Origin of the sequence: Streptomyces sp. NPDC096193 (assembly GCF_040302905.1) — a bacterium.
In the GTDB taxonomy this organism is placed as follows: Bacteria; Actinomycetota; Actinomycetes; order Streptomycetales; family Streptomycetaceae; genus Streptomyces.
Genome location: NZ_JBEOSJ010000022.1, coordinates 32,005 through 47,284, shown reverse-complemented (window position 1 = coordinate 47,284; position 15,280 = coordinate 32,005). Strand labels below are relative to the sequence as shown.

General features: G+C 69.4%; 14 protein-coding genes. 2 read left to right on the top strand and 12 right to left on the bottom strand.

Annotated elements, in window-relative coordinates; translation table 11 throughout:
- Positions 1-27: 27 nt before the first annotated feature.
- From ABTX78_RS27085 to ABTX78_RS27035, 11 genes are all read right to left on the bottom strand, one after another.
- Positions 28-273 (bottom strand): hypothetical protein, encoded by a 246-nt coding sequence (locus ABTX78_RS27085; protein ID WP_352209408.1) that lies wholly within the window; start codon positions 271-273, stop codon positions 28-30.
- A 123-nt stretch (positions 274-396) separates the two neighbouring features.
- Positions 397-1,233, bottom strand: a complete 837-nt coding sequence (locus ABTX78_RS27080) for a response regulator (RefSeq protein WP_352209407.1) — start codon at positions 1,231-1,233, stop codon at positions 397-399.
- A 44-nt stretch (positions 1,234-1,277) separates the two neighbouring features.
- Entirely contained in the window at positions 1,278-2,660 is a 1,383-nt protein-coding gene (locus ABTX78_RS27075) for a sensor histidine kinase (protein WP_352209406.1), read from the bottom strand.
- A gap of 115 nt (positions 2,661-2,775) precedes the next feature.
- Positions 2,776-3,663, bottom strand: a complete 888-nt coding sequence (locus tag ABTX78_RS27070; protein ID WP_352209405.1) for a DUF5936 domain-containing protein — start codon at positions 3,661-3,663, stop codon at positions 2,776-2,778.
- Positions 3,664-3,677: 14 nt separating this feature from the next.
- Entirely contained in the window at positions 3,678-4,619 is a 942-nt protein-coding gene (locus ABTX78_RS27065) for a type II secretion system F family protein (protein WP_352209404.1), read from the bottom strand.
- Positions 4,620-4,795: 176 nt separating this feature from the next.
- Complete coding sequence (locus ABTX78_RS27060) at positions 4,796-6,136, bottom strand: TadA family conjugal transfer-associated ATPase (protein WP_352209403.1); 1,341 nt, start codon at positions 6,134-6,136, stop codon at positions 4,796-4,798.
- A gap of 40 nt (positions 6,137-6,176) precedes the next feature.
- The gene (locus tag ABTX78_RS27055) at positions 6,177-6,530 is read right to left on the bottom strand and encodes a TadE/TadG family type IV pilus assembly protein (protein WP_352209402.1); all 354 of its coding nucleotides are present in this window, start codon (positions 6,528-6,530) and stop codon (positions 6,177-6,179) included.
- A complete protein-coding gene (locus ABTX78_RS27050; protein ID WP_352209401.1) occupies positions 6,527-6,928 on the bottom strand; it encodes a TadE/TadG family type IV pilus assembly protein in 402 nt (133 codons plus the stop codon). Before ABTX78_RS27050 ends, ABTX78_RS27055 begins: the two co-directional genes overlap by 4 nt.
- A 244-nt stretch (positions 6,929-7,172) precedes the next feature.
- Positions 7,173-8,420, bottom strand: a complete 1,248-nt coding sequence (locus tag ABTX78_RS27045) for a CpaE/TadZ family protein (RefSeq protein WP_352209400.1) — start codon at positions 8,418-8,420, stop codon at positions 7,173-7,175.
- Positions 8,421-8,427: 7 nt separating this feature from the next.
- Positions 8,428-9,141: a Flp pilus assembly protein CpaB gene (gene cpaB / locus ABTX78_RS27040; RefSeq protein ID WP_352209399.1), complete on the bottom strand. Its 714-nt coding sequence runs from the start codon at positions 9,139-9,141 to the stop codon at positions 8,428-8,430.
- A gap of 112 nt (positions 9,142-9,253) precedes the next feature.
- The gene (locus tag ABTX78_RS27035; RefSeq protein ID WP_502993974.1) at positions 9,254-10,132 is read right to left on the bottom strand and encodes a hypothetical protein; all 879 of its coding nucleotides are present in this window, start codon (positions 10,130-10,132) and stop codon (positions 9,254-9,256) included.
- Positions 10,133-10,571: 439 nt separating this feature from the next.
- On the opposite strand from ABTX78_RS27035, the gene ABTX78_RS27030 reads away from it, so the two are divergent.
- Positions 10,572-12,272, top strand: coding sequence for a chitinase (locus ABTX78_RS27030; protein ID WP_352209398.1), 1,701 nt, complete (start codon positions 10,572-10,574; stop codon positions 12,270-12,272).
- Positions 12,273-12,387: 115 nt separating this feature from the next.
- Here the strand turns inward: ABTX78_RS27030 and ABTX78_RS27025 are convergent, their stop codons facing one another.
- Positions 12,388-13,707: an Nramp family divalent metal transporter gene (locus ABTX78_RS27025; RefSeq protein ID WP_352209397.1), complete on the bottom strand. Its 1,320-nt coding sequence runs from the start codon at positions 13,705-13,707 to the stop codon at positions 12,388-12,390.
- A gap of 210 nt (positions 13,708-13,917) precedes the next feature.
- Between ABTX78_RS27025 and ABTX78_RS27020 the strand changes: the two genes are divergently transcribed.
- Complete coding sequence (locus tag ABTX78_RS27020) at positions 13,918-15,270, top strand: M14 family metallopeptidase (protein ID WP_352209396.1); 1,353 nt, start codon at positions 13,918-13,920, stop codon at positions 15,268-15,270.
- Positions 15,271-15,280 lie beyond the last annotated feature (10 nt).

Below are 15,280 nucleotides of genomic sequence, written 5' to 3'. Positions count from 1 at the left end.
CACGGGTCCTACCAGCGGCGGGAGGGACTACTCCCCACCGCCTCCGCCCAGAATCTCGTTGACCTTGGTGGTGAGGCCCGTGGCGATGTCGTTCGCCACCCCCGACCCCACCAGCGCCGCGATGATCAGCGCCACCAGCACGATCACGCCCACGTACTCGACCGCGCCCTGCCCCTCGTCGCGGCGTTCCTTCATCGTCAGTGCCGTCGCGGCCACCCAGGCGGCCACGTACACACGGGTGTTCACGATCGCCTTCAGTGTCACGTTCGACATCGACTTCCTCCAGGCCGGTCCGGCTGACAGCGCGTGCACCGTACGCCCGGGGCGGGACGGCGGACATGGGCCTGTGGGCCCAAGGGTGGGCCCAATCGGGGCAGCGGAGTGTGCGTAACGCCCTCACGCCGACCCCCCTCGTGCGAGGCTGCGCCAGACGGCGATGGCCTCGCCCCGGCTCCCCGCGTTCAATTTGGCAAAGATGCGGTTGATGTGGTTCTTGACCGTCTTCTGGCTGATGAAGCAGGAGGCGGCGATCTGCTGATTGGTCATGCCCGACGCGATCAGGTCCATCACCTCCACCTCCCGCTGACTCAACTCGGTGATCACTCCCCGCAGTTCACCGGCTACAACGGGGCCTGAGGACGAATGTGCCACATTCGCTTGCGTAAGCGAAGACCGTTGAGCAAATTGCCGGCCGCTCCGCACCCCGGCGAGCAGCGCGCCGGACGCGGAGTGGGTGAACGTCGCACGACCCGCCTTGATGTCCCGTACGGCGGCGACCAGTTGGTCCGCGGTGAACTCGCCGTGCACCAGATAGCCCCCGGCACCCAGCCGCAGCGCCTCGTGCACGATCTCGCTCTCCCGGCTGTAGGTCATCATCAGCACCGGTGCGAGGCGGACCAGATGCGGCAGCGCGCCGAGGCCGTCGACCCCCGGCATCCGGACGTCGAGCAGGATCACGTCGGGTCGGTGCCGGACCGCGGCCTCGTAGGCCTCGCGGCCGTCCGCCGCCTCGGCCACGACGTCGAGGTCGTCCCGGCCCTGCAGCAGGACCGTCAGCCCGGCTCGTACGACCGGGTTGTCGTCGACCACGACCACCCGCAGAGGTGGGCACGCCCCCGGCAACTGATCGGGCAGCGCGGGAAGTTCGTCGGAGGTATGTGAGGACGTGTGCTGCGAGACATGCGCCTGATGGCTCCAGTGCTGTCCCGAGGTGCGGGAGTGTTCGTCCGGCATGGCTGCAGCCTCCTCTCGAAAGGCGGGGACGGGGGGTGGCGTTGTCAGGTGACCGTTCGTGTGCGCTGTGCCTCGGGGGTGTGCGGCGTCTGACGACGGGACGGTCCGGCCGGCTGCCGGGGTATGCCCCCGACCGCCCCCAGCGCGACCACGGGCAGTTCCAGGCGTACCTCCGTGCCCTTCGCCGCCTTCCCCCGGCCGATCCGGATCCTCGCTCCGATGGACGCCGCTCTCTCCACCATGCCGACGAGACCGAAGTGGCCGGCCCGGCGCAGGCCTTCGAGGGAAGTGCCGGGGGGCAGGCCCCGGCCGTCGTCGTACACGCTGATCCGCAGCACGTCTCCGGTGACTCCCGCCGATACGGAGAGATAGCTCGGGCGGCCGTGGCGGTGGGCGTTCTCCATGGCCTCGGACGCGATGGTCAGGGCCTGCCGGGCGACGGCGGGGGGCACATGCGGGGGCGGTCCGTCGCCGAGAGGGCTGAAGGTGGCCCGTACGGCGTTGCGGCGGGCGAAGTCGTCCGTACGAGCCGCCAGTTCGGCGAGCAGGTCGACGCCGCCGTCGAGGCCGGACTCCCGGCGCAGGTCCGACAGGAGCTCCCGGGACTCGGCCGCGGCCCGGCGGGCCGAGCGGGCCACCAGGTCCGCCTGGTGCTTGACGGTGAGCGGGTCCATCCGGTCGGCGGAACTCGCGAGGCCGTCGGCGGCGAGCGCCAGACCGTGCAGCGTCTTGGCCACGGAGTCGTGCAGCTCGCGGGCGAGCCGCGCCCGTTCCTGATCGACCGCGCCGCTGACCGCGAGCCGGGCGCGCGCCTCGGTCAGCGCCTGGCTGGCCGCTCCGAAGCCGAGCATCAGATTGCGCAGGGTGCTGCCGATGGCGCCGGCCAGGACGCACAGGCCGGGCAGCAGCAGGGCGGTGAAGCGGGCCTCGGCCTCGATGTTGACCGCGTACGCCCCGGCGATGATCAGCGACTGGAGCACCGCGAAGACCGCGGCTCCGCGCCACCCGGAGATCAGTCCTGCCAGCAGCGGGGTGCACATGGTGACGTAGGCGAGGGTGGAGTCGGGCGATGCCGTGATCAGCAGCAGCGCGCCGAACGTCATGTCGGCGCCGAGGAGCCACGGGTGGCGCAGCAGGACGGGCCCGAAGCGTTCCCAGTCCCTCAGGAGGACGTAGGAGCTCATGAAGGTGACCAGGACCGCGGCGCCCACCAGCCAGGTCGCCGGGCCGGGTCGGGTGCCGTCGAGGGCGAACGGCGCGGCCAGAGCGATCATTGCCAGCCGGAACCCGAAGACCTGACGGCACAGCGCCTGGAGGGCGTTGACCTGGATGGGCAGCGACGGCAGGCGCGCGGGGCCCGTGGAGGCCACGTCGGCCGGCGTCTCACCCGCGTTGCCGCCGCTGAGTACGGCTTTGCCAGGTGCCATGGTGTCCACCTCCCCTTCGGTCCTTCGTCTGTGTCCGCGGTCCGTGCGATATGCGAGATCCGGGCTGGCTGTGCGGGCTGTGCGGTCTTGGTGCGGGGATCCGGGTGTGCCGTGGTCAGCCGCCCAGGACGTCCCCGAGGTCCACCCCGGAGCCGTAGTAGAAGCTCATGACGATGAGGATCATGGTGGCCGGGAGCATGACCAGCGTGACCACCAGCGTCGACTTGGGCACGGCCTTCGCGGCGTTCCGCCGGGCGTTCTGCGCGTCCGTGCGGCGCATGTCGGTGGCGATCTGGATCAGGGTGTCGACGATCGGCGCACCGAGCTCCTCCCCCTGCTGGAGGGCGGTGACGAACATCGACACCTGCTCGGAGTCGTTGCGCCGGCGCAGCTGGTCGAAGGCGTCGCGTCGGCTGACGCCCATGTCCATCTGCCGCAGAGTGATGCGCAGTTCGTCGGACCAGGGGCCCTGGTACTTCTCCGCGACGCGTTCCAGTGCCTGGCGGAAGCCGAGTCCGGCGGAGACGACGACGGCGAGGACGTCGAGGAAGTCGGGCAGCGTGCGTTCGATGTCCTCACGCCGTTTGCGGATCGCCGCGCGGATGATGACGTCGGTCCAGAAGAGTCCGAACAGCAGGGCGAGGACGGCGATGACGATCTGGCCCCGCAGCAGCATGGAGAAGGCCGCCAGCACGCCCAGGAATCCGTACACCGCGCGGCGGGCGGCGTAGCGGTCGACGGTCATGCCGGAGGGGTTGCCCGCCATGTCGAGCCGTCTGCGGACGGCGTCGACCCGCTTGGGGCCCATCGCGCGCAGCACGGCGGGGGCGTACCGCATGCCGAGCCGGTCGATGCCCGAGCCGACCGCGGTGGTCCGGGTGGAGCCCACCTCCAGCGCGAGCGCGAGGTCGCCGGGGAGCCGGGCGTCGGCCCGGTACATCCGGATGCCGTGGAAGATCCCGTACACGGAGACCGCGAGAAGCGCGGCGAGCAGAAGTCCCATGGTGTCGTCGCCTCTCAGACCTGGATCCTGGACATGCGGCGGATGAGGAAGGCGCCCAGGGCGTACAGGCCGAAGGCGATGAGCGTGGCGAACTGGCCGACCACCGAGCCCGTCATCTTGTCGAGGGCGCCCGGTGTCATCGCGTTGATCATCAGGAGGAAGCCCAGCCCGAGGAGGGGCACCGCCAGCGCGGTGACCTTGATCTGGGAGAGCATCGTGGTGACCTCACGGCGGGTCTCCTTCCGCTCCTCCAGCGTCTCGGTCAGGTTCCGCAGCGAGGTGACGACCTGACCGCCGGCGCGGTTGGCGAGGATGAGTGTGGTGACCAGGACGATGAGCTCGCGGGAGGGCAGCCGTTCGGCGAGTTCGCCGAGGGCGTCGTCCAGGGACTGTCCGAGCGCCAACTGGTCGGCGACCATTCCCAGTTCGTGGCCGGCCGGATCGTCGAGCTCCTCGGCGGCCATGGCGAGCGCCGTGCGCAGCGCGAGCCCGGCCTGGGTGGCGTTGGCGAGGACGCGGGTGAACTCGGGGAGCTGGGCGATGAACGCCTCGGTGCGCTTGACGCGCTGCCAGTTGAGGAAGGCGTTGGCGCCCCACAGGCTCGCGACGGCGGCCAGCACACCGAAGAAGGGGGCGAAGATCGCGCCGATGACGAGGTACACGGCGAGCAGGGCAGCGACCACGTAGACGACGTACTCGCCGGGCGTCAGGTCGAGGCCCGTGACCGCGATCTTCCGTTCGATGCGGTTGCCGAGCCGTGTCCCGCGCAGCCGCCGGTCGACACCGCCGAACCGCCGCCGCCTCCCGGAGGGAAGGGCGAGGGGGCCCGTCTGCGACATGCGCTCGACGAGTGCCTGGCGCTGGGCCCTGCCGGAGGAGTACGCGTGCACGCCGACGACGCAGAGCACACAGGCGAGCAGTGTGACTCCGATCGTCAGGAGCGGGAGGTTGTCCATGGCGGCGGGACCTTCTCGGTGTGCGGTCGGGGGCGGGGTGGTCGAGTCGTCGGCGGCGTCGGGGTGGTCGGCGGCATCGGAGGGGACGGCCGGGTCGGGTGGTCGGCCGGGTCGGGGTGGCCAGTCGGGTCGGGGTGGTCGGCCGGGTCGGGGTGGTCAGTCGGGTCGTGGCCGTGTCACAGGAGGGACCTGCGGACGGCGAGCTGGGTCTCGGAGGCGGCGATACCGAAGGCCGGTGGCAGGGGTTCGTTCTTCATGTAGAGGCGTTCCGCGACCCGCCGCGGCACCGGGTAGTACTCGAAGCGTCCGTGGATCCGCCCGTCGGCGGACATCGGCTGGGCGTTGAAGCGGCAGACGGAGACGATGCGGTACTCCTCACGGCCGGAGGAGTCGACGACGGCGATCTCGGTGACCCGGCGGGAGCCGTCGGCGTGCCGGGTGAGCTGCACGATCACGTCGACGGCGCTGTTGATCTGGTCCTTGATCGCCACGAACGGGATCTCGACCTCGGACATGGACGCCAGCGTCTGGAGGCGCATCAGCGCGTCTTCGGCGCTGTTGGCGTGGACGGTGGCGAGTGATCCGTCGTGACCGGTCGACATCGCCTGGAGCATGTCGAGCGTCTCGCCGCCGCGGACCTCACCGACAATGATGCGGTCAGGGCGCATACGCAGGGAGTTGCGTACGAGGTCGCGGATGGTGACGCGGCCCTTGCCCTCGACGTTGGGGGGCCGGCTCTCCAGGGTGATCACGTGCGCCTGCTGGAGCTGGAGCTCTGCGGAGTCCTCGATGGTGACGATGCGCTCGCCCTCGGGGATGAGAGCGGACAGCGAGTTGAGGAGAGTCGTCTTCCCGGTGCCGGTCGCCCCGGAGACGATCACGTTGAACTTGGCCCGCACCAGACCCGCCAGCAGCAGCGTCATCTGCTCGTCGAGCGAGCCGATCGCGATCATCTCCGCGAGCGTGAACGCCCGGGGGAAGCGCCGGATGGTGAGGATCGGGCCGGTCAGGGACAGCGGGGGGATGATGACGTTGACGCGCTCCCCGGAGGGCAGCCGGGCGTCGACCATCGGATTGGCCTCGTCCACCCGCCGGTTGACGGTGGAGACGATGCGCTCGATCGTCTGCATCAGCTGTTCGTTGGACGAGAAACGCAGCGGGAGCATCTCCAGCCGCCCGCCGCGCTCGACGAAGACCTGCTCATGGCCGTTCACCATGATCTCGCTGATGGACGCGTCCTCCAGCAGCGGTTCCAGGATGCCGAGGCCGAGTGCCTCGTCGACGACGCGGCGGATGAGCTGCGAGCGCTCGACGGTGGAGAGCACCGGGCCCTCGCGGCTGATGATGTGGCCGAGTACGCGTTCCAGCCGGGCCCGTCGTTCGGCGGCGGCGAGCGAGGACATCTCCGCGAGGTCGATCTCCTCCAGGAGCTTGGCGCGGTAGACCCCGACGAGGCGGTTCTCCTCGCTGTGACCGTTGACCGGCTCCGGACTGCTGATCCGTGACCGCAGGCTCATGACGTCATCTCCTCTCGCCGTCCGCGACCGTGTGGCGGGGTCATTCGTCGACCGGCATGGTGACGGACCGTTCGGCGGAGCCGAAGTCGAAGACCGGCAGCAGCGCGGGGACCGGGATGGTGACGGTCGCCGTCACCTCTCCGCCCTCGGCGGGTGCGCTCACTTCGGCCCCGTCGGCGAGCCAGTCGCTCATGGCCGCGTAGCCGGCGGCCTCGCCGCCGCCCTCGCCGTGCGAGGCGACCCGGGCGGCCGCACGGGCCGCGGTGCCGGCCTGCTGGGCGGTGTAGGCGACGATGCCGAGCTGGATCGCGGCGAGGGCGACGAAGAGCAGCAGGGTGATGACGCCCGCGTATTCGAGGGCGGCCTGGCCGCGGTCGTCCCTGCGGCGCCTCACGGCCGGTCCTCTCGGGCCGCGGAGGCATGGGCGTCGAAGCGGAAGGGGAAGTTCACGCTGCCGGGGAACAGGACGGGCACGTCGAGGCTGACCGTGGCCGTCACCAGGTCACCGGCGTTGCCGCAGTTCACGCTCGCCCCGCCCTGCCAGGCGGCCGGCAGGTCCTCCGTGCCGGCGGCCGAGCAGTCCCCGTCCACCGCACCCGCCCGGGCCGCCGCGTCGGCGGCGTTCCCGGCGAGCGAGAACGTGTAGCCGAGCAGGGCGGCCTGCCACAGCAGGACCAGCGTCGCGAGAATGACGGGGACCGTGCCTGTGAACTCGATGGCGGCCTGCCCCCGGTCACCACGCAGCCGCGCCAGCACCGGCACCTCGCCCCGCTCATCGCGCGACCGCGCCACCACCGGCACCTCACTCCGGTCACCACGCAGCCGCGCCGGTACCGATGCCCGACACCGCTCACCACGCAGCCGCGTCACCACCGGCACCTCATCCCGGTCACCACGCAGCCGCGCCACCACCGCCCCTGTCGCAGCCGCAGTCGCCGTCGCACCCGCAGCCGCAGCCGCCGTCGCCGTCGCAGTCGCCGTCGCAGTCACTCTTGTCGCTGGAGATCTCATCGCTCGACGTGCCCCCTCACCGCAGTCACCTCGACCGTGCCCGCCGGACACCGATCGATCCCCTGTCGCCGCGCAACCTGCCCTGTTTCCGGTCACCCGCCGGAGCGCGTACGAGGCCGAGTTCGCCCGCCAGCCCCCAGACGGCCTGCTTCACGGTCGACCGGGACTCCAGGTCCTGCATCCGCCCGGCGTCGACGACGGGCTGAAGCTCCTTGAAGTTCGCCGGGACGGCGATCCGCGACACCCGGGTGCCGGTGATCTTCTCGATCAGCGGGGGCTGGATCTCGGTCCCGCGGGTGTGCCGGTTCACCACGGCGACCGTCTCCTCCGCCTTGCGGATCTGGAGCCGGTCCCACATGCGCACCATGCGTTTGGCCGCGCGGACGGCGACCACGTCCGGGGTGGTCACCAGCAGCGTGATGTCGGCCATCTCGATGGCTGCCGCGTTGGCGCTGTTCATCTGCGTGCCGCAGTCGATGATCACGACCTCGTGCCGGTTGCGCAGCGCGCTGACGATCTGGCGCACGGCACGGTCGTTGACCTCCTCGCCGCGTTCGCCCTCGGCGGGGGCGAGCAGCAGCCCCATCCCCGTCGGGTGGGCGAACAGCGCGTCCTGGAGGACGCGCGGGGATATGTCCTGGATCCCGGCGAGGTCGACGATCGAGCGGCGGAACTGCACATCGAGGTACGAGGCGATGTCCCCGGCCTGGAGGTCGAGGTCGGCGAGAGCCACCGGTCGGCCCGACGCCTGTGCCGCGAGCGCCAGTTGCACCGCGATGACCGTCGCACCCACACCGCCCTTGGCCCCGCTGACGGTGACCACCGTGCCGCCGGGTCCGCTGAACACGTCCCCGCCGTGCCCGAGATGGCGTCGTACGCCGACGGACCAGCCGGCGGCTGCCTGGACCCGCTGGGCCAGTTCCTCGTACGACAGCGGCAGTCCGACCAGTCCGCGGGCTCCGGAGTCCATGGCGGCCGAGTAGAGGACCGGGCTCGCGTCGCCCGACACCAGGACCACACCGACGGCGGGGAAGCGCAGGGCCACCTCCCGGATCAGTTCGAGTGCGGGGACCGGTCCGATGCGTTCGTGGACCAGCACGACCTCGGGCAGTTCGTCGAGCGACTCGGACGCCAGCCGGGCCAGCATGTCGAGCAGCGAGGTCGAGTCGGCGACCGGCGCGGCCGGCTCCGCGTCCGGGAGCTGGCTCAGCAGGGTGGTGATGGACCGGGCCGCATCGGGTTCGCCGACGGCCGGGAGGATGCGTGTGGTCATACAGCCCTCACCTGTTCTTGTCTTCGTCGAGGGTGTAGGTGCTGTCACCGGGGCGCAATGTGGCCGGGCTGCCCTTGGCGAGAAGCGCGAGGCGCACGTGCTCGGCGAAGGACTCGGCGTACGCGACGCGCTGGGCGTCGGTGGTGTTGAGCGCGAAGGTGATCGGCACGGCCTCGCGCGGGCCGCTGGAGCGATCGTCGTCCTTGGGTTCGAGCGGGGTGAGCCGGCCGACGTCGATCACCTTGGCGTTGGGGACGATGATCCGGGACTGGTCCGGGTCGCCTTCGTCCTTGCCGGCGAAGGTCGCGAAGATGTTGACCAGGTCCCCCGGGGTGATCTTTCCGGCCACTCCGGTGGCGGCATCGATCATGATCGCGATCTCCTGCTCACCGGAGGCGAGCACCGGCCGCTTGACGATCATGTCGTCCTGGAGCAGCGACCCTTTGCGCAGCTGCGTCACGGCGATCTTTCCGTTCACCACGGACAGGTCGGTCACCGCGCTGTCGGAGAGCCAGCGCCGGGGCATCGAGATCTTCTCGAACTGCTCCGGCCGCAAAGGCGTATAGGGAGAGACATCGGCCTTGAGCCGGTAGGCGGAAACCTCGGGGCCGACCTTCGAATTCACGTCGCTGATCACGGAAATCACGCCGGCGAACGCCCCGAGGGCGCACAGCACCGAGAGGAGCAGAAGTATGATGCCGCGGCGTTGGCGTGAATTCATGGGCTGGACAACCTCGTTCGCAGACGTGGACTGGCGGAGCGGACAGAGCGAGAAGTGCGGTGGGGGACGCGCTTTCGGCAAGCCGTTCGATACAAGTGGCCCGGCCGGCCGTTCACGGTCCGTGGTACGAGGACGTTCCCCGGCTCAGCGCGCGGGGCTCGTGGGCGCGGTTCTCGGCCGCCGAGAGCGGTGCGCAACAGAAGCCGCAGCGATCACCGATGAGTTCGATTCCGCACCAGGTGCACACCTCTCTCCGTACGGATGAAACCAGCTGGTGGAGAACCGAGATGTCGGGCAGGAAGGCCGCGAATTCGATCAGCCGGCCGGTGCCCCACCAGACCGGTGAGTCGGCGGGCAACCGGGCCTCCTCCAGGCCCTGTGTCTGCCACTCCGGGGCCAGGGTCGCCCTCACCCAGTCGGACTGGAGCCGGCCCTCGGCCACCGCGAGCCGGGTGACGAACTCGGGGCCGGTGAGCCGACCGGTGCCGATTCTGATCAGTTCGGGGTCGGGATTGGCGAGCACGCCGAACTGCGAACCCGGAACCCATGATTTGGCGTGGGATTTGAGGCTCACCGGCACCCGGTCGAGCCGGGTGACGGAATGGAGCAGCGCTCCCGCGTAGATGTAGTGCGAGAGCAGCCGGGCCGCGGACGCGACGATCCCGGCGCTGAAATCGCAGATCGACAACTGCCTCAGCTGGCGCACCAGCACGGCCGTCGCCAGAGGTGGAAGATCCACTTTCAGGAGGGCGATGCGACTGCTCTCCAGCACGGATCGGACCGTGTGCAGTCTGCGTTCGTGGGCGAGCGGAATCGAGGCCGGATAGAGGGCGATCACATAGCCGTGCTGTTCCAGCAGGACCGTCATGTCGGAGAGGGCGGCATCCAGCGGTTGTACGTCCGGCGCCTGCAGCAGAGCCGCCGTGGGCGTGTGGTGGTCCATCGGCGGTAGCACCAGATCTGCGCTGGTGACAGCTATTGCGGTCGGCACGCTGGTTCCCCGTTCAGCTCCGGCCGCCGGGGGACCCGTGACCGCAGTTACCTACTGCTCATCGCTCCTGCCTCAGCACTTTATCCACGAGTCCCGAGGCAGAGAACACCTTTCAGAACCGAGAGCCTCAACTCGCGCACTCTCCGCACAGGCCAAACCGGACGTAGAGGTCAGAAGTTCACTCCCGTCACGCGGGAGTGAATTCGGGATGCCGAACGTCCGGTCGAATCGGCCGTCGAGGACAACTCCTGCCCGGGTGACGGGAAAGGCGGGACAGGCGCCCTCCACCTTTGGCCGAAAACCGACGAAGGCGTCCGTATACGAATCGATGTCAGAGGTCTTGACAACCCCATTGGTCTGGACCAGTTTGTACGCCCAGCGGTGGCCACCGTTCCGAGACCCCCTCCACACCCCCAACTCCCCCACCGGAGGCTGCAAAGTGGACCGCACCACACGCTCGCGGAGATGGCTCGGCGGAGCCCTGGCGCTCGCCGTCGGAGCCGGTATCTCCATCGTGGGCAGCACAGGCACCGCTCAGGCGGCCGACATCAACGTCGCCAAGAACGCCGGCTTCGAGTCCGGGCTCTCCAACTGGACCTGTTCCGGCGGCAGTGGTGCGAACACCTCCTCCCCCGTACGCACCGGCTCCTCCGCGCTGAAGGCCACACCGGCCGGCCAGGACAACGCCAGGTGCACCCAGACCGTCTCCGTGAAGCCCAACTCGACCTACACCCTGGCCGCATGGGTGCAGGGCGGGTACGCCTACCTCGGCGCGACGGGAACCGGCACCACCGACGTCTCCACCTGGACGCCCGGCAGCAGCAGCTGGACCCAGCTGTCGACCGGCTTCCGCACCGGCGCGAGCACCACGTCGGTGACGATCTACATGCACGGGTGGTACGGCCAGGCCGCCTACATCGCGGACGACGTCAACGTCTTCGGCCCCGACGGGGGCGGCGGCACGGACCCCGAGCCCGGCATCCCCTCCGCACCGGCCGGTGTGTCGGTCGGCTCGGTGACCTCCTCCTCCGTCTCCCTGAACTGGGGCGCGGTGTCGGGCGCGGCCGGCTACAACGTCTACCGCGACGGGACCAGGGTCCAGTCGGCGAGCGGCACCTCGGCCACGGTCTCCGGACTCGCCGCGAACACCTCGTACCAGTTCCAGGTGACGGCGACGAACTCCGCGGGTGAGTCCCCGAAGTCGGCGGCGGTCACCGGCAGGACGAGCCAGAGCACCGGCAACCCGGGCAACCCGGCCGTGCCGAAGCACGCCCTGACCGGCTACTGGCAGAACTTCAACAACGGCGCGACCGTGCAGAAGCTTCGCGATGTGCAGTCCCAGTACGACATCATCGCCGTCTCCTTCGCGGACTCCACGGCCACACCGGGCCAGATCGTCTTCAACCTGGACCCGGCCGTCGGCTACGCCTCGGTCGCCGACTTCAAGGCCGACGTCGCCGCGAAGAAGGCAGCGGGCAAGTCGGTGATCATCTCGGTCGGCGGTGAGAAGGGCAACGTCACCATCAACAGCGACGCCTCCGCCACCGCCTTCGCCAACAGCGCCTACGCACTGATGCAGGAGTACGGCTTCAGCGGCGTCGACATCGACCTGGAGCACGGAATCAACTCCACCTATCTGACGAAAGCGCTGCGCCAGCTGTCGCAGAAGGCCGGAGCCTCGCTGGTGCTGACGATGGCGCCGCAGACCATCGACATGCAGAACACCGGCTCGGAGTACTTCAAGACCGCGCTGGCCGTGAAGGACATCCTCACGGTCGTCAACATGCAGTACTACAACAGCGGTTCGATGCTGGGCTGCGACGGCAAGGTCTACTCGCAAAGCTCCGTGGACTTCCTCACGGCGCTCGCCTGCATCCAGCTGGAGAACGGTCTCGACCCCTCCCAGGTGGGACTGGGTGTGCCGGCCTCCACGCGGGGCGCGGGCAGCGGCTATGTCGACCCGTCGATCGTGAAGAACGCGCTGGACTGCCTCGCCCGGGGCACGAACTGCGGTTCCTTCAAGCCCTCGAAGACCTACCCGGGTCTGCGGGGCGCGATGACCTGGTCCACGAACTGGGACGCGACGGCCGGCAACGCCTGGTCGAACGCGGTGGGCCCGCACGTGCACGGCCTGCCGTAGGGCCTGTCGTTCGGATGACAGGGCCCGTTCCGCCGCTCCCCCCGGCGGGACGGGCCCTGTCCGTTGTCCTGCCTCCCCCATGGGTGACAGCGGGGTCAGAAAGAAGACAGCGGGGTCAGAAGAAGTCGGCCCACGGCTGGTCGATGACCTGCTTGGCCGCCAGCACCAGGAACAGCAGTCCGGAGATCACCAGCATCCCGTTGCTCAGTTTGCCGTTGCGCCATTCCCGGGGAGTGCGGTTCGAGTTGAGGAGCCACACCAGGGTCAGGGCCAGGAAGGGCATGAAAGCCGCGCCGAGCACGCCGTAGATGATCACCAGGCGGAACGGCTGGCCCTGGAAGAGCAGCACCATCGGCGGGAAGGTCAGCCAGAGCAGATACAGCCGGAACGGCAGCGACCGTTCGCGCGCGCCGGAGGCCACCTCTTCGCCCGTGACCCCGCCGGCGTCGGCGCGGTTCCTGCGGTAACGCTCGACGAAGTCGGCGAACATCAGGCTAACGCCGTGCCAGACACCGATGAGTGAGGTGAAGGACGTGGCGAAGAAGCCGACGAGAAAGAACGTGGCGGTGGCCTGGCCGTACTCCTTCTCCAGGATGTCACCGAGCTGGACCAGTCCCTTGTCGCCGCTCGCGATGGCCACATTGGCCGAGTGGAGCAGTTCGGCACCGACGATGAGCATCGCGACCACGAAGATGCCGGTGGTGATGTAGGCGACGCGGTTGTCGAGCCGCATCACGTTCATCCAGCCGGTGTTGGTCCAGCCCTTGGCGTTGACCCAGTAGCCGTACGCGGCGATCGTGATCGTGCCGCCGACGCCGCCGATCAGGCCGAGGGTGTTGAGGATCGAGTCCTTCTCGTCCGGCAGTACGGGCAGCAGACCGGCGAAGGCGTCGCCGAGGTTCGGGGTGACCCGGATCGCCAGGTAGACGGTGACCACGAACATCACGCCCACGAGGACGGTCATGACCTTCTCGAAGACGCTGTACTTGTTGAACCAGACGAAGACCAGGCCGCAGACACCCGTGAGAATGGACCACCATTCGAGGTCCATCACTCCGGGGAACAGCGCCTGGAGCGGAAGGCCGCTGGACGACATGGCGGCCGCCCCGTAGACGAAGCCCCAGATCACCACGTAGACGACGAAGAACCAGGTGGTCCAGCGGCCGAGGTCGGCCCAGCCGTCGAAGAGCGTGCGTCCGGTGGACAGATGCCAGCGCCCGGCCGCCTCCGCGAGCGAGATCTTGACGACGCAGCCGAGGACGGCGGCCCACAGGAGCGTGTAGCCGAAGTTGCTGCCGGCGATGAGCGTGGCGACCAGGTCGCCGGCCCCGACGCCGGTCGCGGCGACGACGATGCCGGGGCCGATGTACTTCCAACTGGACTTGCGCGGTCGGGACACGGGCTCGTCGGTGCTGCTCTCGGTGGTGCCTGACATGTGCGGGCCGCCTTCTCACTCGTACCGGCGTGGGGCTCAGGTCACGTAATCGGTGGACGAGTGATCGCGCAAGAGGTCCGTACGAATCGGGGGCCGGATGGCCGAAGCTTCCCTCTTGACCGGGTCATGCCACGGCCGCACCATGTGCGCACACACCCGCACGACGTGTCGCACCTGCGCAACCCCCCACCTCCACACCCAGGAGACAGCATGCGACTTCGCATACGCGGCGGCGGCCGGAGAACGGTCACGTTCGCCGCCCTGCTGGCGCTCGCGGTGGCAGCACCGCTCACCGCCAACGCCGCACCCCCGGACGATGCCCGGGCTCCGGCCACCACCCCCGCGGCCGCCGCGGAGGAACGGACCCTTCAGTACGAGATCAAGGGCGCGGCCGGCGTCGCGGCCCGTACCGCCATCGCCGCCACCGGCGTCTCGATCGACGAGGCCGACGCCCGCTCGGCCGTGGTGAGCGCGAACGACGCCCAGGCGAAACGGCTTCGCGCGCTCGGCTACGAACTGACGGCGCTGCCCGGACCGCCGGCCAGGACCGGTGGAGCGGCCGTGGAGCCGTTCGACTTTCCGTCGGCCGACTCGCGCTATCACAACTACGCCGAGATGACCGCGGAGATCGACCAGCGCATCGCCGCCCATCCGGCCATCATGAGCAAGCGGGTCATCGGCAAGAGCTACCAGGGCCGGGACATCGTCGCCGTCAAGATCAGCGACAACGTCGCGACCGACGAGGCCGAGCCCGAGGTGCTCTTCACCCACCATCAGCACGCGCGTGAACATCTGACGGTCGAGATGGCGCTGTATCTGCTGCGCGAGCTCGGTGACGACTACGGCACCGACTCGCGGGTCACCAACGCCGTCAACGGCCGGGAGATCTGGATCATCCCGGACGTCAATCCGGACGGCGGCGAGTACGACATCGCCTCCGGCTCGTACCGCAGCTGGCGCAAGAACCGGCAGCCCAACACCGGTTCGTCGGCCATCGGCACCGATCTCAACCGCAACTGGAACTTCAAGTGGGGCTGCTGCAACGGCTCGTCGGGATCCCCGAGCTCCGAGACCTACCGCGGCCGTGCCGCCGAGTCCGGCCCCGAGGTCAAGGTCGTCGCCGACTTCGCCCGCAGCCGCGTCGTCGGCGGCAAGCAGCAGATCAGGACCGGCATCGACTTCCACACCTACAGCGAACTGGTGCTGTGGCCGTACGGGTACACCACCGCGGACACCGCCCCGGGGCTGACGAAGGACGACCGTGACGCGTTCGCCGCGGTCGGCAGGAAGATGGCGGCCAGCAACGGCTACACGCCCGAGCAGTCCAGCGACCTCTACGTCACGGACGGCTCGATCGACGACTGGCTGTGGGGCAACCAGAAGATCTTCGCGTACACCTTCGAGATGTACCCGACGGGCTTCGGCGGTGGCGGCTTCTACCCGCCCGACGAGGTGATCGAGCGCGAGACCAGCCGCAACCGGGACGCCGTCCTGCAACTGCTGGAGAACTCGGACTGCATGTACCGCTCGATCGGCAAGGAACAGCAGTACTGCGCGAGCTGACCCGCGCGGG